Here is a 21489-nt window from a genome sequence, read left to right as displayed (position 1 = left end):
GTAGAATCTGAGGCATTCGTCTAACGCTCCCGGAGCCCAACGCAATGTCGACCCCCTCATCCATTTCCCGTCGCACGACGCTGACCAAGTATCTGATCGAGCAGCAGCGGGAACATCAAAACCTTCCCGCCGACCTGCGGCTGTTGATCGAAGTGATCGCACGTGCATGCAAACAGATCGGCTATCAAGTGAGCAAGGGCGCGTTAGGTGAAGCGCTGGGTACCGCCGGCAGCGAGAACGTTCAAGGCGAAGTGCAGAAGAAACTCGACATCCTCTCGAACGAAATCCTGCTCGAAGCCAACGAATGGGGCGGCAACCTGGCCGCGATGGCGTCGGAAGAAATGGAAAAGATCTTCCCCATTCCGAACCGCTATCCGAAGGGCAACTATTTGCTCACGTTCGATCCGCTCGACGGGTCGTCGAATATCGACGTGAACGTGTCTATCGGCACGATCTTTTCAGTGCTTCGATGCCCGGACGGCGCGGAGCCGAGCGAACAGGCATTCATGCAGCCGGGCTCGGCCCAGGTCGCGGCAGGTTATGCGGTCTATGGTCCGCAAACCGTGTTCGTCCTGACCACCGGCCACGGCGTGAACTGCTTCACGCTCGATCGCGAGCTGGGTTCGTGGGTACTCACGCACAGCAACATGCAGATTCCCGCCGACACGCGCGAGTACGCAATCAACGCATCGAATAGCCGTCACTGGTACGAACCGGTGCAAAAGTATGTGAACGAGCTGAACGAAGGCAAGGACGGCCCGCGCAAGGACGACTTCAACATGCGCTGGATCGCGTCGATGGTCGCGGACGTGCACCGCATCCTGAACCGCGGCGGCGTGTTCATGTACCCCGCCGACAAACGCACGCCCGATCGTCCGGGCAAGCTGCGCTTGTTGTACGAAGCGAATCCGATGGCGTTCATCGTCGAACAGGCCGGCGGCGCTGCGACGGACGGCGAGCAGCGCATCCTCGACATCGTTCCGACCAACCTGCATCAGCGCGTGCCGGTGTTCCTCGGATCGAAAAACGAGGTCGAACGCGTGACACGCTATCACTCGGAAATTAATTGACAGTAGGGTGTTGCCAAACTCGCCGGAAGGTCCTTATAATCTCGTTTCTCTGATGCCGGAATAGCTCAGACGGTAGAGCAGCGCATTCGTAATGCGAAGGTCGGGGGTTCGATTCCTCTTTCCGGCACCAAGCTTCATTTCAAGAAACCCGCATCGCCTCCAGGCTTCGCGGGTTTTTTAATTTTTCGGCCTCATCTCAAAATTGATCTTCAAGATCAATCGGTAAGTTCATGTACTTAAAGTGAAACTTTAAGTGAGCGTAATTCATAAACTTCCCGTCGTTTCCCCGATGCTTTCTTCCCGCGTGATTTGCGAACATTCGTTTGCATGAATACGTGCGCTTTAAGACACAGCAAAGTGTTAAATTTTTTTAAAGATAGGTAAAACGGTCAACCGCAACTGAATCGTGCCGTTATCACTATTAAGGAGACTCGCTTTTTAAGCAACGACTCGCATTTTCGAACACAGAAACAGCCGGCAGTCAGCCATGTCCTTTGAAGCAGATTGCGAAATATTTGCCGCTGCGGCCGTCAGGTATCGGAAAGATCAGCAATAAGCGGGTGACGAATTTAATCAGTGGAAGTGGTCGAAAAACAAGTTGGCGAACGAATCCTGAGGCAGGGAAAAATATCGGCTGCAGCGCGATGAATTATCACAGCCTTAAGTCACGCCAAGGGTGTTCCGTTAAAGCAACACAGAAACGTGGAAATGCACCAGCCGCGCATTCGACGCTAGCGCGAAGCCAGAGTCGAGATTGATAATCGACCTATACAAGGAGAGAAAATGATGGACGCCAAGCCGACGAAAATCCCGACGCCCGACAAGGTGCAATGTCCGGATCAAGAACCGGTCGGGGTCGAATTCCTCGCAGAGTTGCCCGAATACGTGCAGGCATTCTTCGACGAACAACGTAACCTGTGCGACCCGAAGTAATTGCTGAAATGCGCAGTACGCCCACGGTGTTTGCAGATGTTATGCAAGCCACGGTTTCTGCACGCTTGATCGTTGCAGCATGCCTTTGCAGCAGCGCCGGATTCGCACGCGGGTATTAATAGCACGACCGGAATAGCCCGACCGGTTCACCTAATAACGCCACGAGCGTGGCACGTTTCACGATCGCCTCATCAATTGCCATACGCGCGCCCCGCGCGTCATACGTTAAGCTGCGGCTTTCTCGCTCTGGCTCCGGTATTCATGCTTCGCCATTCCCTTCTGCAAGTTCTCCGCGCCATGGCTTCCATGGCTGCTTTTGTTATTGCCATCACCGCTTGTTCCTCGGCGGCTCTCGCTGATGGCGACGACACGCCCTTCACGAATCTCATTGCGTTGTCGTCACAACGGCTGGCGCTCGCCGAGCCGGTCGCGCGCTGGAAATGGGCGCGTCACGAGCCCATCACCGATCAACCCCGTGAAGCCGCGTTGCTGGCCGTTATCGATAGCCGCGCGAAATCCGCCGGCATCGATCCGGCGTTTGCACAAGCTTTCTTTCGTGATCAGATCGAGGCGAGCAAGGACGTGCAGAACGCCCTCTTCGATAACTGGCGGAAATTGCGTGCGCCAGAAGGGACACCACCGGACCTCGCCCGCGAGACCCGGCCGAAGCTCGATCGCGTGACCAACGCGTTACTGTCCACGTTAGCGGGCGTGGAGCCGTTGCGCCATGCCGATGACTGCCCGGTGCGGCTGGCCGACAGCATCGCGCGCTGGAAACATCTCACCCGCTACGATTCCGCCCAAAACGCACCGCTCGCACGCGCGTTGTCGCATGTGTGCGCGTCAGGTGGCGTGGGTGCGGTCGGCTAGACCGGCTCGCTTGACAGGCACGCGGTGGCTGCAAGCGGCACGATTGTCAGTCCGCGCGACAAACGTTCGCTGAGAATGCGATACGTCGATAACTCGAAGCATGCCGCAGGCGCTGCCGCGCGCAGTTGCGCGGCTTCGTCGAGCGACCCGGCCATGCCGAAATACTGCCAGGCATCGACGACATGCCACACCCGCGCGCTGGTCGTCGCATCCGTTTCCTCTATCGCGATGGCGCCAGGATATGTCCAGGGCGCGTGACTCGGGTCGTCGCGACGCGCTTTGGACAGCCGGTTATGTGCAGGACGCAACCGTGCAACCGAGCGCCCTTCCACCAGCATCGCGCCGATCTCGCCGCCCGTCGCGGTCCACTCCACACGCCGGATGAGCTCCGCGAGGCGCAGATCCTTGGCCGAACGTTTCACCCCCGACAGATGCGCACGCACGCGCTGGCGCAAGCGCACGCTTCGTCCAACATACAGCGGCACGTCGTCCTCGCCATAAAACACGTAGATGCCGCAGCCGGCCGGAATCTGTTCGATGGTGTCCTCGTCAATATCTCCAGCAAGCCGGAAACGCCGGGCAACCTGTTCTATATAGCCATGCAGGGCATCGGCAGAAAATGCGCGATGCAGGTGCTGCCAGAATTGCCAGAGCAGGTCAGCGTCGGCAAGCGCGCGGTGGCGCGCCGCAGGCACGAGCGCGTGCCGTTCGATCAGTGCATCGAGCCCATGCCTACGTTGCGCCGGATAGATCGCGCGCGACAACTGGACCGTGCATAACACGTCGGGCTGGAACTTGATGCCGGCCCGCTTGAACTCGCTGCGCAGGAAGCCGTGATCGAACCGCGCGTTGTGGGCAATAAACAGCCGCCCGTCGAGACGGGCCAGCAAATCATGCGCGATTGCTTCGAACGTCGGCGCATTGCGCACCATCGAATCGCTGATCCCGGTGAGTTGCTGGATAAAGAACGGAATCGGCTGCTGCGGATTGACGAGCGAACTCCACTGCGTCACGCCGGCCGGTCCGACCTCGACCACGCCTACTTCAGTGATGCGATCCACGCCGAAGGCGCCGCCTGTGGTTTCGAGATCGACGAAAACCAGCGGTTCTGAGCTAACACTATTAGTAGTAACGATTGGGAGCACGGCGCTGACCGCTAAAAGAGGAATGGAAGCGATCCGCGCAGGAAAAGGCGTATCGATCGGCCATTTTAGCTCACGTCCGTTCAGGCACCCGGTTCCGGGCCGGTTCGACGCAGGGAAGGAGCTTCGAACGCCAGTACGCATGCGCTCTTGAATCACGACGGCTGAAAAGAGAACAACCCGACGTAATAATTCCAGATTAAACCGCCCATATCCGGCAGAAGGAAATATTTACTCAACTTGTAACTATTTTATCGAATCGTAAGCGTTTACGAGTCTTGTTACCGAAATGAGCTGTCGGCATCATAAAAGCGTACCGCAAGCACTTTAAAGGAGGTCATTGCTGTGACGACCGAACTCAAAAGCATGTTTTCGTGGATCAGGACGTTGGTAGCGTCCCAAGCAGTATTGGAATCGCATTCAGCTCTGGATTTCGACCCGGCATGGCATGGCGATCATTGGCAGAACCTTCTGTCCTCGCCAATGGACGCACGCCGTTATGTGATGGAAGACTGGACAATATCGAGTCTGCTGACATTCGATAGCAGCGACGAAGCGCAATCACCCGAAATTGGGAATGAAGCTGAAGCGATGCGGGAAGAAGTACTTGAAGCGGCTAATTAACTAAGTAAAAAGTGCCCCGAAACAGGCTTCGGGCATTGAGTCCGTTCAGGCAAAAAAAAGCGCGACTGGGAAGTCGCGCCGACAAGGTTTGGAGATCTTTTCCGTCAACGAAAAAGTCTGCCTCGGAAAGCAGAGATTTGAGTATAACGGCACACCTTCTCGTAATCACCAACAGATCCGGCAATCATCTATTGCTGTTCCGTCAACAATCGACATCCAGGATTATTGGCGTTGTATTTTAACGATGGCGCATGTAGCAATTGCGCAACGAACCCCTGTTGACACTGCGCATTCAACCCCGCCATTCCCCCGCAAAGCCTTGCCAGCAAAGGCTTAGATTACATTTCTCAATCATTGCCGATCGCAGAATACTTTATTGCGTAAATCGGAATGCCAGTGCTGTAACGCCGTCTTTACACTTCGTCTGGTCCGGAAACGACTGTGTCTTTTGTTGGCACATGAAATCACCTGATAGCGCCTCTCGCAGCGCGTCGGAGTGAAAGTTTCCTTCAAGCCTGGGTTGTCAGACCCAAACTGCTCTCGGAGTTACAAAGATGAAAAAGACTCTCATGGTCGCCGCCCTGTCGGGCGTATTTGCAACCGCCGCTCACGCTCAAAGCAGCGTGACACTTTACGGTTTGATCGACGCTGGCCTGACGTACACGAACAACCAAGGCGGCGATCACAACTTCAAGATGACGAGCGGCGCCGTGAACGGCAGCCGTTGGGGCCTGCGCGGCTCTGAAGACCTCGGTGGCGGCCTGAAGGCAATCTTCACGTTGGAAAACGGTTTCAGCATTGCTAACGGCACGCTGGGTCAAGGTGGTCGCGAATTTGGCCGTCAGGCCTTCGTTGGTCTGTCGAGCAACCAGTACGGCGCCGTCACGTTGGGTCGTCAGTATGACTCCGTGGTCGACTACCTCGGCCCGTTGGCTCTGACCGGCACGCAATACGGTGGCACGCAGTTCGCACACCCGTTCGACAACGACAACCTCGACAACTCGTTCCGTGTCAACAACACGATCAAGTATCAGAGCGCGAACTACGCCGGCTTCAAGTTTGGCGCAATGTACGGCTTCTCGAACCAGGCTGACGGGTTCTCGAACAACCGGGCTTACAGCGCGGGCGCATCGTACAACTACGGTCCGTTGAATATTGCTGCTGCTTACTTGCAACTGAACAACTCGGTGACGGGTGCTGGCACTGCTGCAGCAATCTCGAACACCGGCGGTGCTGTCGCGACTGACAACACGTTCGTGGCTGGCCTGCAGCGCACGTTCGGTGCTGGCTTGAACTACGCGTTCGGCCCGGCAACCGTTGGCTTCGTGTTCACGCAAACGAAGCTTGAAGACGCAGCAGCCATCACGGCTGGCGCGACCGGCGGCGCAGGCGTTGCTCTGTCGGGCGGCTACGCTCGTTTCAACAACTATGAATTGAACGGCCGTTACGCGCTGACCCCGGCATTGAGCCTGGCTGGCGAGTACACGTACACGGACGCACGTCTTGACGGCGAGAAGCCTTCGTTCCACACGTTTGCCCTGCAAACAGCTTATTCGCTGTCGAAGCGCACCGACGTGTACCTGCAAGGCGAATACGTTCACGCGATCGATCTGGGCGATGGCCTGGGCGCTCCGATCACGGGCGTAGGCATGTCGTCGACCCCGAACCAAGTCTCGGCAACGGTTGGCATTCGTCACCGCTTCTAAGCCTTGTTCAAGGTTGTACCGATGTGAAAAAGGCGCCGCTTGCGGCGCCTTTTTTTCGTCCTGAGGTTCCTGACGTTATTGCGTCAGATGAAGCGCCTCAGACCTTCGGCGGATAACGCACGTCGAGGATATCGATTTGCTGGACGCCTGCGGGCGTGTGCAGCGTGACCGTATCGCCGACCTTGGCCTTGAGCAAGGCACGGGCGATAGGCGAGATCCAACTCACGTGCCCGACATCCAGATTCACTTCATCTACGCCCACGACGGTCACCGTATGCACTTCGCCATCGTCGCCGGCGTAATCGACCGTTGCGCCGAAAAACACCTGATCGACGTTTTCCTGCCGGCTGCTGTCCACCACTTCCGCCTTGTCGAGCCGCTTGGTCAGGAAGCGAATCCGCCGGTCAATCTCACGCAGGCGCCGCTTGCCGTAAATGTAGTCGCCGTTCTCCGACCGGTCGCCATTGGACGCCGCCCAGGAAAGCAGTTTCACGACATCCGGCCGCTCGACGTCCAGCAGATGCAGCAGTTCGTCACGCAGACGCTGGTGCCCCGCGGGCGTGATGTAGTTCTTGGTGCCTGGGGGGACGCCAGCGGGTTGCTCAAGGTCGAGATCGTCGTCGCTCTCGTCCGATTCCTTTACAAATGCTTTGTTCATGGTGCAAACCGCTCAAAATAACGTGAAGAGGAGCGAGATAGCTCCTGTGCACGGTAACACGAAGGAGATCGGTATTACAGAAATCGAGGCGTAACCCTTCCTTTTTTGGGAGAGCTTGGCTATACTCTTGGTCTCGCGTGCGGCTGTAGCTCAGATGGATAGAGTACTTGGCTACGAACCAAGGGGTCGTGGGTTCGAATCCTGCCAGCCGCACCACTTCTTCAAAGCGTTTAGTTGTTTTGTTTCAAGCAAGCGTTTCCTGTATCAGCTTTTTGTATTACCCTGTTTCATGCGCGGCTGTAGCTCAGATGGATAGAGTACTTGGCTACGAACCAAGGGGTCGTGGGTTCGAATCCTGCCAGCCGCACCAGTTTTAAAAGGGCCTTCCTCACGGAAGGCCCTTTTTATTTGTGCGGGCGTTTGCGCGAGCGAAATCTGCATGCCGGTCCGGCGATTTCCCCTGGACGTGCGCTGGACTGGACCCGCTGACCAGGGCGCGAGGCGCAGCAACCTGCTTACTGCCGCGCAGTCGACCCGATATCGCCTATACGTCCGTCCGGCAACGGTGCATCTTCAACCGTCGCCGCTGCGCTCTGCTCGCCCAGCAGTTCCGCCCGTTCCCCGAGCAGCATTTGCGAACGATGCGGGAATTCATCGTCCACCGTGTCTCCGAACGCATGCAGCAGAAACGCGCGCAGCAATGCGATACGCAATGACGGTCCGCGCCCCTCCACTTGCGCACCGGCCTTGCCGAATATCGCCGTGCACACGACCTCGCCCCGTCCGTGGTCGTTCATCTCCAGTCGGCACGCGCGCTCCAGTACGACTGACGCCGCTTCCCACGACGTCGATGGCAGGAAACGCCCGTCCCATGCCCGGCCACGGTCATTGCCGCGGATGGACAGCGTCTGGCCGCCATCGGTGAAATGGATTTCGCGGATGAAGTCATGCAGCCCGCGCGCGACCCAATAGTCGAGCTCGGCGCCTTCCAGTTCTGATGTTTTCATAAGTGCCCCTGTGTACGCAGAATGGGTACAGGCACGCAGGTCGCGTTTCAGCGGCGGCGGTTCAGACTCAGACTCAGAACTCGCCAGCCGCTCTCGCCAAGAGGCGAACGCCAGGCGTTAATAATCGCCGCGTTCGCGATCGATCCGCATGCCGCCTTCGGTATTGCGATGATGCGGCTCGTCACTCGGCCGCTCACGCGCGATGCGCATCACGTCCGGGTTCGTGCGCACGCGCCGCATGACGTTCGCCAGGTGCACGCGATCGCTGACCTGGATGACGAAACGCAGCACGGTGGATTCCTGCGTCACGTCCTCGTCCATGGCGATGTGGACAATGTTGGCATCGGCGGACGTAATGTCAGCCGCTACACGGGCGAACACGCCCTTCGACGTGCTGACGAGCACCTTGATGGCTACATCGAATAGACGGCCCGGCTGCGGCGCCCAGGCCACGTCAATCCAGCGACCCGGATCGCGCTTGTGAATCCGCTGGGCCACACGGCATTCGGTAGTGTGAATCGCCATACCCAGCCCGATGCCGATGTAACCCATGATGTCGTCGCCGGGAATCGGGCGACAGCAGGCAGACAACTGAACCGACATACCTTCAGTGCCCGTGATCACAACCGGCGGCGCGGTATTCGTGCTGAAGCTCTCGCGCGGGGAATCGTCGTCGTCGCGACCGGTCATCAGCACTTCAATGCGCTTCGCCATCACGGCGGCCACGCGCCGGCCCAGGCCGATATCCGCGAAAATTTCCTGGCGGCTCTTGTTGCCAGTCCATTGCGCCAGCTTTTCCCAGGCCTCAGGCGTCACTTCCGACAACGCCAGGCCATAGCCCTTGAGGCTTTGATCGACGAGCCGTTCGCCCAGTTGAACCGATTCGTTCAACCGCATGGTCTTGAGATAGTGGCGAATGGCCGAACGCGCCTTGCCGGTACGCACAAAACCGAGCCACGCGGGATTCGGCTTCGAATAAGGCGCCGTGATCACTTCCACGATATCGCCGCTCTTCAACTCGGTGCGTAGCGGCAGCAACTCGTTATTGATCTTCACCGCGACGCATTGATTACCGAGATCGCTGTGAATGGAATACGCGAAATCCAGCGCCGTCGCGCCGCGTGGCAGCGGCATGATTTTCGACTTTGGCGTGAACACGTAGACCGCATCGGGGAACAGATCGATCTTGACGTGTTCAAGAAATTCGCTCGAGTCTCCGGCTTCGCTTTGAATGTCGAGCAGCGACTTGAGCCACTGATGCGCGCGCTTTTGCACATCGTTCAGGTCAGCGCCGCCATTCTTGTAAAGCCAATGCGCGGCTACGCCCGCTTCGGCGATTTCATGCATCTTGCGCGTGCGGATCTGGAATTCGATAGGCGCACCAAACGGACCGACGAGCGTGGTGTGCAACGACTGATAGCCGTTCACCTTCGGAATGGCGATGTAATCCTTGAACTTGCCCGGCACCGGTTTGTAGAGCGCATGCAGCGCGCCAATGCACGTATAACATTCGAGCGCGGTATCCACGACCACGCGAAAGCCATAGACGTCGAGCACTTGCGAGAACGACAACTGCTTGTCGCGCATCTTCTTGTAAATGCTGAAGATGGTTTTCTCGCGGCCGGTCACGTCGGCCTTGATTTTCGCGTCCGCAATTGTGCGCTGGACCGCTTCAAGGATCTTGCCCACCACCTCACGCCGGTTGCCGCGCGCGGCCTTCACGGCGCGCTCGAGCGTGGCGTACCTATGCGGATTGAAGTTCGCGAAGCTCAGGTCCTGCAGCTCGCGATACGTGTTGTTCAACCCAAGCCGATGCGCAATAGGCGCATAGATGTCGATGGTTTCACGCGCCACGCGACGCCGCTTTTCCGGTGGCACCGCGCCCAGCGTGCGCATGTTGTGCAGCCGGTCCGCCAGCTTGACGAGAATCACACGGACGTCGCGCGCCATGGCGAGCAGCATCTTGCGGAAGTTTTCCGCCTGCGCTTCTTCGCGATTGCGAAACTCCATCTTGTCCAGCTTCGACAAGCCATCGACAAGTTCTGCAACCTTCGGCCCGAAACGTTCCGCAATCTCGGTCTTTGTCACGCCCTGATCTTCGATCACGTCATGCAGCAACGCCGCCATGATCGATTGATCGTCGAGTTTCCAACTGGCGCAAATTTCCGCGACCGCGACCGGATGCGTGATGTACGGCTCACCACTCTGACGATATTGCCCGAGATGGGCTTCATCGCTGAAATGGAACGCCTGCTTGACCTGCTTGATTTCTTCCGGCGAAAGATACGCGGCCAGCTCAGTGGTCAGTTTCGCGATGGAAACTACGTCGTGGCGGCGCGGCTTTTCCGGCGTGGCAGTCGGCCCGAACAAATGGCGAAACGATTGTTCGAGGACTGCGTCGATGTACTTGCGCGCCGCCGAGGGCGAATCGGCATCATGAGCGTTGTCATGATCGAGCGCGTGGTCTTCGGAATGAGCCCCGGAGTGAGACTGTGTGCTGAGGACGTCGTTATGCGGGTCCACAGAGACGGACGATGGAACAGGATTCATGGTCGCCTCCGTGATTTGCTGACGCGGTTAGTGACAAGGCGCGTAGACGTCCGGGCCCGTAATCAGACCGGAACCTTCTTCAACATCTCGACGCCGACCTGGCCGGCTGCGATTTCGCGCAGCGCAACAACAGTCGGTTTGTCGCGGCTTTCGATCTTCGGCGTATGGCCTTGAGCGAGCTGGCGTGCGCGATACGTTGCTGCGAGCGCGAGCTCGAAGCGATTGGGGATCATTTTCAGACAGTCTTCGACGGTGATGCGGGCCATGGTTGATTCCTTCTCGATATGTTCTTCATTCTACCTTATGTGACCGGAAAGCCCCGTTCACTCGGCGTGCGGCGAGTGTATGCCTAACTCGACAAACAACTGCGTATGACGGGCGTACTGTGAACCGAAACGTAGCCGTGTGGCAGCAACGAGACACTGCAATTCGCCGAGCGCGCGCTCGAAGTTCTCGTTGATCAGCACATATTCCGCTTCCGGCGCATGCGCCATCTCACTGCCGGCCGCCAGCAAACGGCGCACGATCACGTTCGGCGCATCCTGGCCACGCTTTTTCAGGCGCTCTTCCAGCGCATCCAGCGACGGCGGCAGGATGAAGATTTCCACCGCATTGCGAAAGCGTTTCTTGACCTGTTGCGCGCCTTGCCAATCGATTTCGAGCAGCACGTCGTGGCCGCTTTTCATCTGCTCTTCAATCCACACGCGTGACGTTGCGTAGTAGTTGCCGTGAACTTCCGCGCTTTCGAGGAACTCGCCGGCGGCGTGGCGCGCCATGAAGTCATCGACGGAAGCAAAGTGGTATTGAACGCCGTTTTGCTCGCCCGGACGCGGTTCGCGCGTGGTGTACGACACGGACAGGCGGATCGCTTCGTCCTGCGCGAGCAGCGCGTTGACCAGCGTCGACTTGCCCGCGCCCGACGGCGCCACGACCATGAACAGGTTGCCCGGATAAACACCGGCGTAGGTGTTGCGTTGTGCGTCGGTCATAGCGGCGTTACTCCAGGTTTTGCACTTGCTCGCGCATCTGTTCGATGAGCAATTTGAGTGTCATCGACGAATCCGCGAGTTCTTTCGCCGCCGCCTTCGACCCGAGCGTGTTCGCTTCGCGATTCAGCTCCTGCATCATGAAGTCGAGCCGCTTGCCCACTTTGCCGCCCTTTTGCAACACGTGGCGTGTTTCCGCCAGATGCGCGGAGAGACGCTGCAATTCCTCGGTGATGTCGATACGGATGCCGTAGATGGTCACTTCCTGGCGAATCCGTTCCGCGATTTCCTCGCGCGGGATGCTGGTTTGCGTGCCTTCCGGCGACGCAATCCCTAATGCGTCCTGCAACCGCTCGACAATTTTCTGCTGATGCTTCGTGATCAGTTCCGGCACGAGCGGCGTGACCTTCGCCACGATCGCTTCCATTTCCGTCACGTTCGCGATCAGCACGGAGCTAAGCGCGGCGCCTTCACGGGCGCGGACATCGATGAGTTCAGCAATCGCCTGCTTGCCGCATGCCAGGACCGCGTCACGCAGCGTTTCCGCCGATACCCCGCTCTCCGACAAAATGCCCGGCCAGCGCAGGATTTCACCGGTGCGCATGCGTTCGGCATCGGGGAAGATATCCAGCACCGAGCGCTCCAGCGCGGCGAGTTGCGACAGCGCATCGCGATTGAGCACGCCGGCAATGGTGGTCTGCTCTGCTCGATTCAGGTTGATGCGGATATCGACCTTGCCGCGCGAGAGCTTGTTCATCAGCATTTCGCGCAATTGCGGCTCGCAGACGCGCACGTCTTCGGGCATGCGGAAATTCATGTCGAGGAAGCGCGAATTCACCGTGCGCAATTCCACCGATACCCCCACGCCCGAGCCATTGGCGCCCGCGCCGTCCGACGCTACTTCGCGCGTAGCGCTGGCGTAGCCTGTCATGCTGTAGATCATTGTCGCGTCCGTGATTGAAGGCCGTGGCGGCTTTGCTGCTTATTGCTTGCTGCTTGCGCTGCACGGCCAGTTCGCTTCGAAACGCCCGGTATGAAGCTGCACGAGAATGGCAGGCAATGTTGGCCGGGCGAGGAAGCTGGCATTATCCCATTTTTGCCGATCCCACCCGTGGAAACGCGATGCCGCAATGCGGCGCGCGCGGATAAACACGGGACGCCGCACCGGACGCCCACTCCGATTACGGATAAAATTCGAACCTTGGCGCGATTTTTTCGCTTTTTTACCGTAAGCCCAAGCTCCTTTCACTGCGTTTCTTTCACTTTGCCGCCTCCATGACCGACTCCACGCTGAACCCGTCCGCCCCGTTCAACCGCCCGAGCGGCCGTACCGTGGGCCAATTGCGCGACGTGCGTATCACGCGGCACTACACGAAGCATGCGGAAGGGTCGGTTCTCGTCGAATTCGGCGATACCAAAGTGATTTGCACCGCAAGCATTTCCGAACGCGTGCCCGAATTCCTGCGTGGCCGTGATCAAGGCTGGCTCACCGCCGAGTACGGCATGCTGCCGCGTGCCACGAACACCCGTAACGACCGTGAAGCTGCACGCGGCAAGCAAACCGGACGCACGCAGGAGATCCAGCGCCTGATCGGGCGCGCGCTGCGCTCCGTATTCGATTTGAACAAGCTGGGCGCGCGCACGCTGCATATCGATTGCGATGTGATCCAGGCCGACGGCGGCACGCGCACGGCAAGCATCACGGGCGCGTTTGTCGCGGCCCACGATGCCGTCACCAAGCTGCTGGCCGCCGGCAAGATTGCTGAATCGCCGATCAATCAATTCGTCGCGGCGATCTCGGTCGGCGTGTACAACGGCCAGCCGGTGCTCGATCTCGACTACGACGAAGACTCGCAGTGCGACACCGACATGAACGTCGTGATGACCGGCGCAGGCGGTTTCGTGGAAGTACAGGGAACGGCCGAAGGCGTACCGTTCACGCGCGCCGAGATGAACGCGCTGATGGATCTGGCGCAAAGCGGTATCGAAACGTTGATCGCGAAACAAAAGGTCGCGCTGGAGCTGCTCAGTGTCTGATTCTGCTTCCGATAACGCGTTGAAACGCGTCGTACTCGCGTCGAATAACCCCGGCAAATTGCGCGAGTTCGCAGCACTGCTGAGCACTGCCGGCATCGATCTCGTGACGCAAGGCGAGCTGGGCGTGTCTGAGGCCGAGGAACCGCATGTGACGTTCGTCGAAAACGCGCTGGCGAAGGCGCGGCATGCATCGGCGGCAACGGGAATGCCCGCGCTCGCCGACGACTCCGGCCTCTGCGTGCATGCGTTGCGCGGCGCACCGGGCGTGTATTCGGCGCGTTATGCGCAATTGCTCAACGGTGGAGAGAAAAGCGATGCCGCAAACAATGCGCGACTCGTGAATGATCTGGCTAGCGAATCAGATCGGCGCGCATATTTCTTCTCCGTCCTCGTGCTGGTGCGTCATGCGGCAGACCCCGAACCGCTGATTGCGGAAGGCCGCTGGCACGGCGAAGTCATCGATACCCCGCGCGGGGCGAACGGCTTTGGCTATGACGCGCATTTCCTGGTGCCGTCGCTCGGACAAACTGCCGCCGAACTCGATCCCGCCGTGAAAAACGCCAACAGCCACCGGGCGATTGCGCTTCGCCATCTGCTGGCGCGGTTGAAGGAAATATCGTGACGACCAGCTCAAGCGGCCCTCAGGCAATCAACGTGATCAAGGCGTTCACGTCGCCGGGCAGTATCCGGCTGACGTCGCTGCCGCCGTTGTCGTTGTACGTGCATTTCCCGTGGTGCGTGCGCAAATGCCCGTATTGCGATTTCAACTCGCACGAGTGGAAAGGCGAGACGTTTCCCGAGGACCGTTATCTCGATGCATTGCGCGCCGATCTCGAGCGCGCGTTGCCGATGGTCTGGGGCCGGCAGGTGCACACTATTTTTATCGGCGGAGGGACGCCCAGCTTGCTGTCGGCGAAAGGACTGGACCGCCTGCTCTCCGATGCCCGTGCGCTGCTGCCGCTCGACGCCGACGCCGAAATCACGCTCGAAGCCAACCCCGGCACGTTCGAAGCCGCGAAGTTCGCGCAGTTCCGGGCAAGCGGCGTGAATCGTTTATCGATAGGTATCCAAAGTTTCAACGAGCAGCATCTCAAAGCGCTCGGCCGGATTCACGATGCAACGCAAGCGCGTCAGGCCGTTGAAATAGCGGCCAGGAACTTCGATAACTTCAACCTCGACCTGATGTTCGCGCTGCCCAGGCAGACGCTGGATGAATGCCGGGCGGATATCGAAACGGCTATCAGCTTTGCGCCGCCGCATTTGTCGCTGTATCACCTGACGCTCGAACCGAACACCATGTTCGCCAAGTACCCGCCGCCCGTTCCCGATGACGACGCTTCCGCCGACATGCAGGACTGGATTCACGAGCGCACGGCTACGGCGGGATATGAGCGCTACGAGGTGTCGGCCTATGCGAAGCCGCACAGGAAGAGCCAGCACAACCTGAATTACTGGCGCTTTGGCGACTATCTCGGCATTGGTGCGGGCGCGCACACGAAGCTGTCGTTTCCGCAGAAAATCGTGCGTCAGGTGCGATACAAACATCCGGGAACGTACATGGATGAAGCGCTCGGCGGCGCGGCGGTACAGGAAGAGCACGAGGTTGGGCCGCGCGACCTGCCATTCGAATTCATGCTGAACACGCTACGTCTTGTGGAAGGGTTTCCGGTGCATTCGTTCAACGAACGAACCGGCCTTGCGATGTCCGCGATCGAACCGGGACTGGTTGAAGCGGAGCGTCGTGGCTTGATCACGCGCGATATTGAACGCATTGCGCCCACGCAGCGCGGACAGGATTTTCTCAACGATCTGCAAGCGCTCTTTCTTAGGGACACGCCCTCGATAAAAATCAAGGAAGAGCGTTAAATTGGACGCACCCGCCCCTAGTCTGACCACCGGCTCCGTGATGCGCCACCGTCCCTTCGCGCTCTTCTGGAGCGCGCGGGTGATGTCATCGGTTGCGTTCCAGATGATGTCAGTCGCAATCGGCTGGCAGATCTACTCGATCACGCACAGCGCGTTCGCACTCGGGCTCGTCGGCCTCTCGCAATTCCTGCCGATGTTCATGCTCACGCTGGTGGTGGGCCATGTCGCCGACCGCTACGACCGGCGCACGATCGCGTTCATCTGTCAGGCGATTCAGGGCGTGGCCGCGTTGACGCTGTGCGTGGCGACGTGGCGCGGGATCACCAGCCAGGGGCTGATCTATTTGATCGCTGCCATTGCCGGATCAGCACGCGCGTTCGAGTCGCCATCGATGGCCGCGCTCTTGCCCAACCTGATTCCGCGCGCCCAGTTACAGTACGCGACCGCGTGGTCGACGTCGGCGAACCAGACGGCGCAGATCCTCGGACCGGCAATGGGTGGTCTGCTCTATGGGCTCGGGGCGCTTACGGTGTATGGCGCGGTCGCGGTGGCGTTCATTGGGGCGGCGGTGGTGCTGTCATCGATAAAGATCGAACAGGTGGTGCGCATGCGCACGCCGCTGACATTCGAATCGCTCTTCTCCGGCATCGCCTTCATTCGACGCAAGCCCGTGATCCTGGGGGCGTTATCGCTGGATCTGTTCGCGGTGTTGCTCGGCGGCGCGACTGCATTGCTGCCCGTTTTCGCCCGCGATATCCTGCACGCCGGGCCGTGGGCGCTCGGCGTCCTGCGCGCGGCACCTGCGGTCGGCGCGCTGGGCGGATCGATTTATCTCGCGCATTTTCCGCTGCGGCGGCGGGCCGGGACGGCGTTATTCGGCGGCGTAATCGCGTTTGGCATTGCCACGATCGTGTTTGGGTTATCGCGGAACCTCTACGTTTCGCTGATCGCGCTGGCCGCGCTAGGCGCCTCCGATGTAATCAGCGTCGTCGTGCGTATGTCGCTCGTGCAGTTGCAAACCCCCGACGATATGCGAGGACGCGTGGGCGCCATCAATTCGCTGTTTATCGGAACATCGAATCAGTTGGGCGAGTTCGAGTCGGGGATGACGGCAGGATTGTTCGGCGCAGTGCCCGCGGTGCTGATTGGCGGCGTGGGCACGATCGCCGTTGCGTTGTTATGGATGCGATTGTTTCCGGGTTTGCGGGCGACCCGATCGTTGGAAGGTTGAGTCCGTCTTGCTTGCTGGACGCGAGAGAAAGTTGCGCTACAATACGCGCCTTGCCGGAAAGGTGCGACGCGGTTTGAGCGCACTTTTCCCGGTGTTGCTGTGTGTGAAACGTGGAAGCGTGGCCGAGCGGTTTAAGGCACTAGTCTTGAAAACTAGCGACGGGGTGACTCGTCCGTGAGTTCGAATCTCACCGCTTCCGCCACTAAGCCTTATTCTATAAGGCTCACAGGACTCTATTCAGTCCTACCCTCCAAACGTCCCGCCAATCCTTAAAGTGTTGTTCAGGTGCAAAACTGCGCTGAGCGAACAGTACCGAAAGCGGGACCGTTCTATCTCAAGCATCCCAAAAACGGCACCGTTAGCTTCCCTCAATGGGGGAAGTTGTAGACGCACTATCGTCTACGGGTGCGACTACCGGAACTCCGGTGCTAGCACCATGCTCGCATATGCAGGAAATCAGATCAAAGTCCAGTAACGGACTTTGATTCTGTCGAAAAACGATATGTCCAGCAGATGCTAAGCAGTCGCGTTCGACTTCCTCAAATTGAGGAAGTCCCCAATTACGCAACGTTGCGCAATTGGAAACCTCAGCTCAGCGCGCGGCTTCATCTGGCGCTAGTTTGTCGACGCAACGCGACGCTGACCGGGCGTCTTGGTCGGATTTTGAATCGAACCAAGCGCTTGCCTCCATGGAGGCAAGTAACGTTCTCCATTGGGGTCCGCCCGAAAATTCGGGGCGTTGAAATAAAATGGCAACTCCCGCCGTTGGCGGATGTTCTGCGCAACGAAGTGCAACGCGATGCAACGCAGGGCACCGAAGTAACGCACGTAGCGTTACCGAAGCGTTACGCGTAACGGTGACGCGTCAGTGACGCAGCGTGACGCGTGAACTCACTGTGAAGCCACCGTTATCCCACGGGTTTCCTATGGGTTAGCCATGGGTTGCTCATTTGGCAACCGTTGCTGATTCGGCAACTCCCATCAAAGGGTCTCGGAAGGGTCTTCGAAGGGTTACCAAATCAGTACCCCGTTACCGATTTGGTAACCTCTGGCACGGCATCTGCTCATAGATTGCTCCACCATTACAAAGAGCGAAACTATGAAGAAGATCGCCATGACCATCGTGGTCGCTGTCTCGGCCCTTTCCGCAACTACTCCCGCATTCGCCTACTACCATCACGATCGCTACCACCATCATTGCCATCGCGTCTGGCATCACCATCATTGGGAACGATTCTGCCGGTGAATCTGGGCGGACCGAACGACAAACAGATGGCAACTCTTAGAGAAGTACATGGCATGTAACTAGAAACGCGACGTCCATTACACGCCATGTACTTATTCAAGCGGCCTTAGATACATGCCATGTAACGGTCGAAGCGCTAGATTTCGCCTTCTTCCGGCCGACAACCTTCTTTTCGCGGACGATTGGCTCGACGTGCAAATACGCGCGCCGCGGGAACGCCGATGGCGCCGCGTCCAAGTCTTCAGTGACATCAAGATCGCGCCAAGTAAGCGCGTACCACGACGGCCGATGCGGGAAAGCACCCTTGCGCGATTCCCAGACAAGACCCTGCTTGATCAGTTCGGCCTTTGCCTTGGTGACGGTGTTTGGCGAGTTCCAGCCTCGCACCTTCAATTGGTCCCAGATGCAGCACAGCCGGCCGTTATTGCGGCCATTGAATTCTCGGCAGAACTCCAGCAGCAAGGCCCGCGCGTAGGCGCTAAGATTGATATAGCCTTGACTCTCCAACACCACGTAAGGGACGGCCGCGAACGTCGAGCCGTCGCGCTTCAGCGCATCGCCCTTGTATCGCTTCGATCGTGCCATGGAGATACCGGTTAATAGACTTCATCATTCGCTGCCGCTTGGTTCACGAATCGGCGGAGCTGCCAGTCACGAATGCTCACCAGCGCCTCGGCCCATTCCTGCGGCGAAAGCGTGCGCCACTCGGGTTCCGGTTTCGGCCAGACGCGCTTTACACGGAACGCGTCGATATCGTTCCAGGCCGGCGCCGTCGGATTGGCGGTCGCTGCCGGCGTGTACAGCGCGACGAAAGCAGGCAGGTTCGCGAGCTTTGCCAGCTCGCGGATCACGCCTGTGGGTTTCTCTTGGCCGATGTCCATCGCTACCTCAACCAGCGCGAGCGGTAGCTTCCCTGAGTGGCCATACTCGACGAACAGCACGCTATCGAGGTCGGCCATGGTCAAGGTTCGCGCCTGGCGATGACCGAGAAACCGACAGATGGATTTCTCTCGATGCCAGACGCCATAGGCCCGATCGCGGATGAGGTAGCGTTCGGGTGTCATAGGTGCCTGTCAGCTAAATCAACCGCGATTCCGTTCAAAAGTCGAATCAGTGCAATCGCGTGCTCTTCGCAACTTACAATCGCGGGCAAATGGATCGTTCCATCTTCCGCGATTTCAATGAGAACCCGACTCACGATCGCATTTTCGCGAGGCGAGATGATCGGAGCCGCGAAATCCTTTATCAGCGCTAACGGCAGTCCCGCGATGACGATCCCGCGTCTCCGACCGGCCTTACGCGGAGCGCCAATCGTGTGGATGCTAGCCATGACTCACCTCCCCGCGAGTCAAGCGAATGTCACGCACCACTGTACGAACAGAATCGATTGCTATGCGAAATCGCTCTTGGCTGCCGGCGTCCAAGATGAGCCCGTGGTTGTTGATCTCGGAAAATACAGCACCTTCGATGAGGCCAAGAATTTCGGTAACGTCATCAATCACGCTTTTCCGAACACTCCGGTATGGCATCAAGTCGTGAACAGAAGCCGTCGGGGCGTTAAGCAATGGCAGCTTGCGAGGGCACCCGATTTTTCGAGGTGCGCCAATCAAATGGACGTTATTCATGGCTTGCCTCCGTCTCGGGCGCCAATCTTTCATCGTTCAGGAGAGATCGGCTCCTCATGCTGACAACGCCGGCTATCTTTGCATCGTCGCTCAGCTCTATCGCCTCGGTCCACGCAGGATTGCCCCACGTCAGCAGATGCTTGCCGTCGCGGATGACCAACTTTCTTACCCCCTTAAACTCGCCCAACTCCACGGTCACAAAGTCCACGATCACGAAGTCGCCATCCCTTGGCGTGAGCGAGGGATCTATTTCTAGGGTATCGCCGATCATGAGTGAATCGAGGTCGGCTGGGTCGTACATACTGTCTGAAATGATCGTCACGAGATATTTTGAGGCATCCACCTTAGTCATGATTCACCTCCTTCGCAAACTGTTGAAGTTCCTCGCTCAACGCGGTGCACATGCAGCGCAGTTCGGCTTTGCAGGTCTCGGATAAAAGCTCCAAGACGCCTTTACCGTCGACGAACATAAATGTGGCCAGCGCGCTGAATTGACCTAATTTTTCCTTGAAGTCTTTGGCCGTAGGAAAGGGCTCATCCATGATTCGCCTCGGCCTTCGCAAGGTATGCGACCGCAATCAACGCGGCTCCGGTGATGTCGAGCGCTTCCATGTACGTGGGCGCCATTGAGGTACGACGCAGGGCGTCGCGGGTGATTTGATCGATCAGACTGCCCGGTTTCGCGCCGGCGGCCTGCACAGCGGCTGCAGTTCTCATGATTTACCTCGAAATATCGGTTGATGGTCGCCGCCGAAGCGGCCTCTCCAGATTAGGCCGTCAAGGCGCACATTGCATCGATCGCCTCTTCCATCGTGATCGACGCTTTGGAAAGCGTGGCATGTGCACGCTGCTTGGCTATCTGCTTGGCTTTGAACTGCTTCGGAAGCGCGACGGCTTCGTCCATGGAGATCCGGCGCGTTTGGCCAGCGGCCAGCTCGTACAACTGTCCACCGCACTCAACGACGTAGGTATCGCCGATGTAGCCTGCAGCGCGCGCAACGTCTGCAATCACGCGAGCACCTTTCAGGAATCCTACGTTAACCAATTGACCAATCTTAAGTTGTTTGCGAATCATGGTGAACTCCCGTTGAGTGGCGCGCTTTTCGGTAGCGCATGACAAAATATAGCACCGTGCTTTATTGCATGCAAGCACCGTGCTGCATTAATATTAGCCATGGCTAGAGACGACCCCCAAATCAATTTACGAATCCCCGCTGACCTGAAAGATCGGCTTGACCGAGCGTCGGAGAAGCACAAGCGCTCGCTTACCGCCGAGGTAGTGGCGCGATTAGAGGAGACTTTTGGGCCCGGCGGAGACGGCGCGCAGGCGGCGCCGATCGACACCGCAACGATGGACCTCTTCGCCGACAACGTGGCCGGCAGGGTCGTCAAGGCGCTGGACGAGCGGGAAAAGAAGAAAAAGCGGTAAGCTTGCGGTTCACACGGACGCGGAGCGCCAGATGAAGGTGTCAAGCGAAAGCAGGTATAGAACGTTCCTACGCGGGCTGTTGCATGGCTTAGGCGCGGCGGCTGACATGGGCCGACCGGTGAGATACCCGACGCCTGCAGGATCTGACCTAGACCGGATGCGGGGAGACGTCTCGCGTGTGGGCATCGACTTCAATCGCGTCATCGAACGCAACACTTTTGACAAGCCGCAGCCATGACAGACGAAACGAAGGGCAAAGTCCTGTACGGCGTTGAACTCAAGCCGCGATTGATGATCAAGCCGAAGGCTGCGCCTATTGACTGGTTGACGCCTGAAGGTAAGGCGGACGCGTTGCGCACGATCCGCGAAGTGATCGCCACGCACCGCGATGTGCTGAAGGCGCTAGCCAAGAGATAATTTATAGGTGATGGCCCTCTCAGCGTCCCGCCGATCCCGCCCGTTAAACGGCGGGATTTTTTTGCCTCAGATGGCGGGTAGATGGCGGGTAG

At 58.5% G+C, this 21489-nt stretch carries 27 protein-coding genes and 4 tRNA genes; 16 read left to right on the top strand and 15 right to left on the bottom strand.

Going from position 1 to position 21489, the window contains the following annotated elements:
- Nucleotides 1-44 precede the first annotated feature (44 nt).
- The 4 genes from ACSQ36_RS04340 (at nucleotide 45) to ACSQ36_RS04325 (ending at nucleotide 2873) form a co-directional block, all read left to right on the top strand.
- Nucleotides 45-1070 (top strand): class 1 fructose-bisphosphatase, encoded by a 1026-nt coding sequence (locus tag ACSQ36_RS04340; protein WP_213762536.1) that lies wholly within the window; start codon nucleotides 45-47, stop codon nucleotides 1068-1070.
- Nucleotides 1071-1124: 54 nt separating this feature from the next.
- Nucleotides 1125-1200 (top strand) — tRNA-Thr (locus ACSQ36_RS04335).
- Nucleotides 1201-1853: 653 nt separating this feature from the next.
- Nucleotides 1854-2003 (top strand): hypothetical protein, encoded by a 150-nt coding sequence (locus ACSQ36_RS04330; protein ID WP_213762659.1) that lies wholly within the window; start codon nucleotides 1854-1856, stop codon nucleotides 2001-2003.
- 297 nt (nucleotides 2004-2300) lie between these two features.
- On the top strand, nucleotides 2301-2873 hold the full coding sequence (locus ACSQ36_RS04325) for a chorismate mutase (RefSeq protein ID WP_436181025.1): 573 nt from the start codon (nucleotides 2301-2303) through the stop codon (nucleotides 2871-2873).
- Here the strand turns inward: ACSQ36_RS04325 and ACSQ36_RS04320 are convergent.
- Entirely contained in the window at nucleotides 2870-4018 is a 1149-nt protein-coding gene (locus ACSQ36_RS04320; RefSeq protein ID WP_346730448.1) for an exonuclease domain-containing protein, read from the bottom strand. The two genes, ACSQ36_RS04325 and ACSQ36_RS04320, sit on opposite strands and share 4 nt — an antisense overlap.
- A 342-nt stretch (nucleotides 4019-4360) precedes the next feature.
- Between ACSQ36_RS04320 and ACSQ36_RS04315 the strand changes: the two genes are divergently transcribed.
- Both ACSQ36_RS04315 and ACSQ36_RS04310 read left to right on the top strand, forming a co-directional pair.
- Entirely contained in the window at nucleotides 4361-4639 is a 279-nt protein-coding gene (locus tag ACSQ36_RS04315) for a hypothetical protein (protein ID WP_436181024.1), read from the top strand.
- A 554-nt stretch (nucleotides 4640-5193) separates the two neighbouring features.
- Entirely contained in the window at nucleotides 5194-6345 is a 1152-nt protein-coding gene (locus tag ACSQ36_RS04310) for a porin (protein WP_213762533.1), read from the top strand.
- A gap of 97 nt (nucleotides 6346-6442) precedes the next feature.
- Here the strand turns inward: ACSQ36_RS04310 and greB are convergent, their stop codons facing one another.
- Nucleotides 6443-7003 (bottom strand): transcription elongation factor GreB, encoded by a 561-nt coding sequence (gene greB, locus ACSQ36_RS04305; RefSeq protein ID WP_213762532.1) that lies wholly within the window; start codon nucleotides 7001-7003, stop codon nucleotides 6443-6445.
- Between the two features lie 139 nt (nucleotides 7004-7142).
- Between greB and ACSQ36_RS04300 the strand changes: the two genes are divergently transcribed.
- Both ACSQ36_RS04300 and ACSQ36_RS04295 read left to right on the top strand, forming a co-directional pair.
- Nucleotides 7143-7219: transfer RNA gene (locus tag ACSQ36_RS04300), tRNA-Arg, on the top strand.
- Between the two features lie 77 nt (nucleotides 7220-7296).
- A tRNA-Arg gene (locus ACSQ36_RS04295) sits at nucleotides 7297-7373 on the top strand.
- A gap of 145 nt (nucleotides 7374-7518) precedes the next feature.
- Here ACSQ36_RS04295 and ACSQ36_RS04290 read toward each other — a convergent pair.
- The 5 genes from ACSQ36_RS04290 to ACSQ36_RS04270 all read right to left on the bottom strand — a co-directional run bounded on the left by ACSQ36_RS04290 (nucleotide 7519) and on the right by ACSQ36_RS04270 (nucleotide 12489).
- On the bottom strand, nucleotides 7519-8010 hold the full coding sequence (locus ACSQ36_RS04290) for a phage protein NinX family protein (RefSeq protein ID WP_213762531.1): 492 nt from the start codon (nucleotides 8008-8010) through the stop codon (nucleotides 7519-7521).
- A gap of 117 nt (nucleotides 8011-8127) precedes the next feature.
- Nucleotides 8128-10560, bottom strand: coding sequence for a RelA/SpoT family protein (locus ACSQ36_RS04285; protein ID WP_436181023.1), 2433 nt, complete (start codon nucleotides 10558-10560; stop codon nucleotides 8128-8130).
- 62 nt (nucleotides 10561-10622) lie between these two features.
- A complete protein-coding gene (rpoZ, locus tag ACSQ36_RS04280) occupies nucleotides 10623-10826 on the bottom strand; it encodes a DNA-directed RNA polymerase subunit omega (protein ID WP_031359151.1) in 204 nt (67 codons plus the stop codon).
- Between the two features lie 57 nt (nucleotides 10827-10883).
- Nucleotides 10884-11549: a guanylate kinase gene (gmk, locus tag ACSQ36_RS04275; RefSeq protein WP_213762529.1), complete on the bottom strand. Its 666-nt coding sequence runs from the start codon at nucleotides 11547-11549 to the stop codon at nucleotides 10884-10886.
- Nucleotides 11550-11556: 7 nt separating this feature from the next.
- Entirely contained in the window at nucleotides 11557-12489 is a 933-nt protein-coding gene (locus ACSQ36_RS04270; RefSeq protein WP_158936426.1) for a YicC/YloC family endoribonuclease, read from the bottom strand.
- A gap of 347 nt (nucleotides 12490-12836) precedes the next feature.
- On the opposite strand from ACSQ36_RS04270, the gene rph reads away from it, so the two are divergent.
- The 6 genes from rph (at nucleotide 12837) to ACSQ36_RS04240 (ending at nucleotide 17926) form a co-directional block, all read left to right on the top strand.
- Nucleotides 12837-13583: a ribonuclease PH gene (rph, locus tag ACSQ36_RS04265; RefSeq protein ID WP_436183085.1), complete on the top strand. Its 747-nt coding sequence runs from the start codon at nucleotides 12837-12839 to the stop codon at nucleotides 13581-13583.
- The gene (gene rdgB, locus ACSQ36_RS04260; protein ID WP_436181022.1) at nucleotides 13576-14205 is read left to right on the top strand and encodes an RdgB/HAM1 family non-canonical purine NTP pyrophosphatase; all 630 of its coding nucleotides are present in this window, start codon (nucleotides 13576-13578) and stop codon (nucleotides 14203-14205) included. The genes rph and rdgB overlap by 8 nt, the downstream gene beginning before the upstream one ends.
- Entirely contained in the window at nucleotides 14202-15449 is a 1248-nt protein-coding gene (gene hemW / locus ACSQ36_RS04255) for a radical SAM family heme chaperone HemW (protein WP_436181021.1), read from the top strand. Before rdgB ends, hemW begins: the two co-directional genes overlap by 4 nt.
- Before the next feature lie 40 nt (nucleotides 15450-15489).
- The gene (locus ACSQ36_RS04250; RefSeq protein ID WP_436181020.1) at nucleotides 15490-16680 is read left to right on the top strand and encodes an MFS transporter; all 1191 of its coding nucleotides are present in this window, start codon (nucleotides 15490-15492) and stop codon (nucleotides 16678-16680) included.
- Between the two features lie 112 nt (nucleotides 16681-16792).
- Nucleotides 16793-16882 (top strand) — tRNA-Ser (locus tag ACSQ36_RS04245).
- Between the two features lie 897 nt (nucleotides 16883-17779).
- Nucleotides 17780-17926: a hypothetical protein gene (locus tag ACSQ36_RS04240; RefSeq protein WP_436181019.1), complete on the top strand. Its 147-nt coding sequence runs from the start codon at nucleotides 17780-17782 to the stop codon at nucleotides 17924-17926.
- 96 nt (nucleotides 17927-18022) lie between these two features.
- Here ACSQ36_RS04240 and ACSQ36_RS04235 read toward each other — a convergent pair whose 3' ends face one another.
- From ACSQ36_RS04235 to ACSQ36_RS04200, 8 genes are read right to left on the bottom strand one after another with little or no spacing between them, the layout of a single operon-like run.
- On the bottom strand, nucleotides 18023-18511 hold the full coding sequence (locus tag ACSQ36_RS04235; RefSeq protein WP_436181018.1) for a hypothetical protein: 489 nt from the start codon (nucleotides 18509-18511) through the stop codon (nucleotides 18023-18025).
- 11 nt (nucleotides 18512-18522) lie between these two features.
- On the bottom strand, nucleotides 18523-18990 hold the full coding sequence (locus tag ACSQ36_RS04230) for a hypothetical protein (protein ID WP_436181017.1): 468 nt from the start codon (nucleotides 18988-18990) through the stop codon (nucleotides 18523-18525).
- Nucleotides 18987-19256, bottom strand: coding sequence for a hypothetical protein (locus ACSQ36_RS04225; protein WP_436181016.1), 270 nt, complete (start codon nucleotides 19254-19256; stop codon nucleotides 18987-18989). The genes ACSQ36_RS04230 and ACSQ36_RS04225 overlap by 4 nt, the downstream gene beginning before the upstream one ends.
- A complete protein-coding gene (locus tag ACSQ36_RS04220) occupies nucleotides 19249-19551 on the bottom strand; it encodes a hypothetical protein (RefSeq protein ID WP_436181015.1) in 303 nt (100 codons plus the stop codon). Before ACSQ36_RS04220 ends, ACSQ36_RS04225 begins: the two co-directional genes overlap by 8 nt.
- A complete protein-coding gene (locus ACSQ36_RS04215) occupies nucleotides 19544-19903 on the bottom strand; it encodes a LexA family protein (RefSeq protein WP_436181014.1) in 360 nt (119 codons plus the stop codon). Before ACSQ36_RS04215 ends, ACSQ36_RS04220 begins: the two co-directional genes overlap by 8 nt.
- On the bottom strand, nucleotides 19896-20093 hold the full coding sequence (locus ACSQ36_RS04210) for a hypothetical protein (protein WP_436181013.1): 198 nt from the start codon (nucleotides 20091-20093) through the stop codon (nucleotides 19896-19898). The genes ACSQ36_RS04215 and ACSQ36_RS04210 overlap by 8 nt, the downstream gene beginning before the upstream one ends.
- Nucleotides 20086-20268, bottom strand: a complete 183-nt coding sequence (locus ACSQ36_RS04205) for a hypothetical protein (RefSeq protein WP_436181012.1) — start codon at nucleotides 20266-20268, stop codon at nucleotides 20086-20088. The genes ACSQ36_RS04210 and ACSQ36_RS04205 overlap by 8 nt, the downstream gene beginning before the upstream one ends.
- Before the next feature lie 52 nt (nucleotides 20269-20320).
- A complete protein-coding gene (locus ACSQ36_RS04200; protein WP_436181011.1) occupies nucleotides 20321-20626 on the bottom strand; it encodes a hypothetical protein in 306 nt (101 codons plus the stop codon).
- Between the two features lie 99 nt (nucleotides 20627-20725).
- Here ACSQ36_RS04200 and ACSQ36_RS04195 point away from each other — a divergent pair, with 99 nt between their 5' ends.
- Nucleotides 20726-20980: an Arc family DNA-binding protein gene (locus ACSQ36_RS04195; RefSeq protein ID WP_436181010.1), complete on the top strand. Its 255-nt coding sequence runs from the start codon at nucleotides 20726-20728 to the stop codon at nucleotides 20978-20980.
- A 234-nt stretch (nucleotides 20981-21214) separates the two neighbouring features.
- Complete coding sequence (locus ACSQ36_RS04190; protein ID WP_436181009.1) at nucleotides 21215-21397, top strand: hypothetical protein; 183 nt, start codon at nucleotides 21215-21217, stop codon at nucleotides 21395-21397.
- Nucleotides 21398-21489: the final 92 nt, after the last annotated feature.

Origin of the sequence: Caballeronia sp. LjRoot34 (genome assembly GCF_964253815.1) — a bacterium.
Classification (GTDB): domain Bacteria; phylum Pseudomonadota; class Gammaproteobacteria; order Burkholderiales; family Burkholderiaceae; genus Caballeronia.
This window is presented reverse-complemented; position numbering and strand designations above follow the sequence as displayed.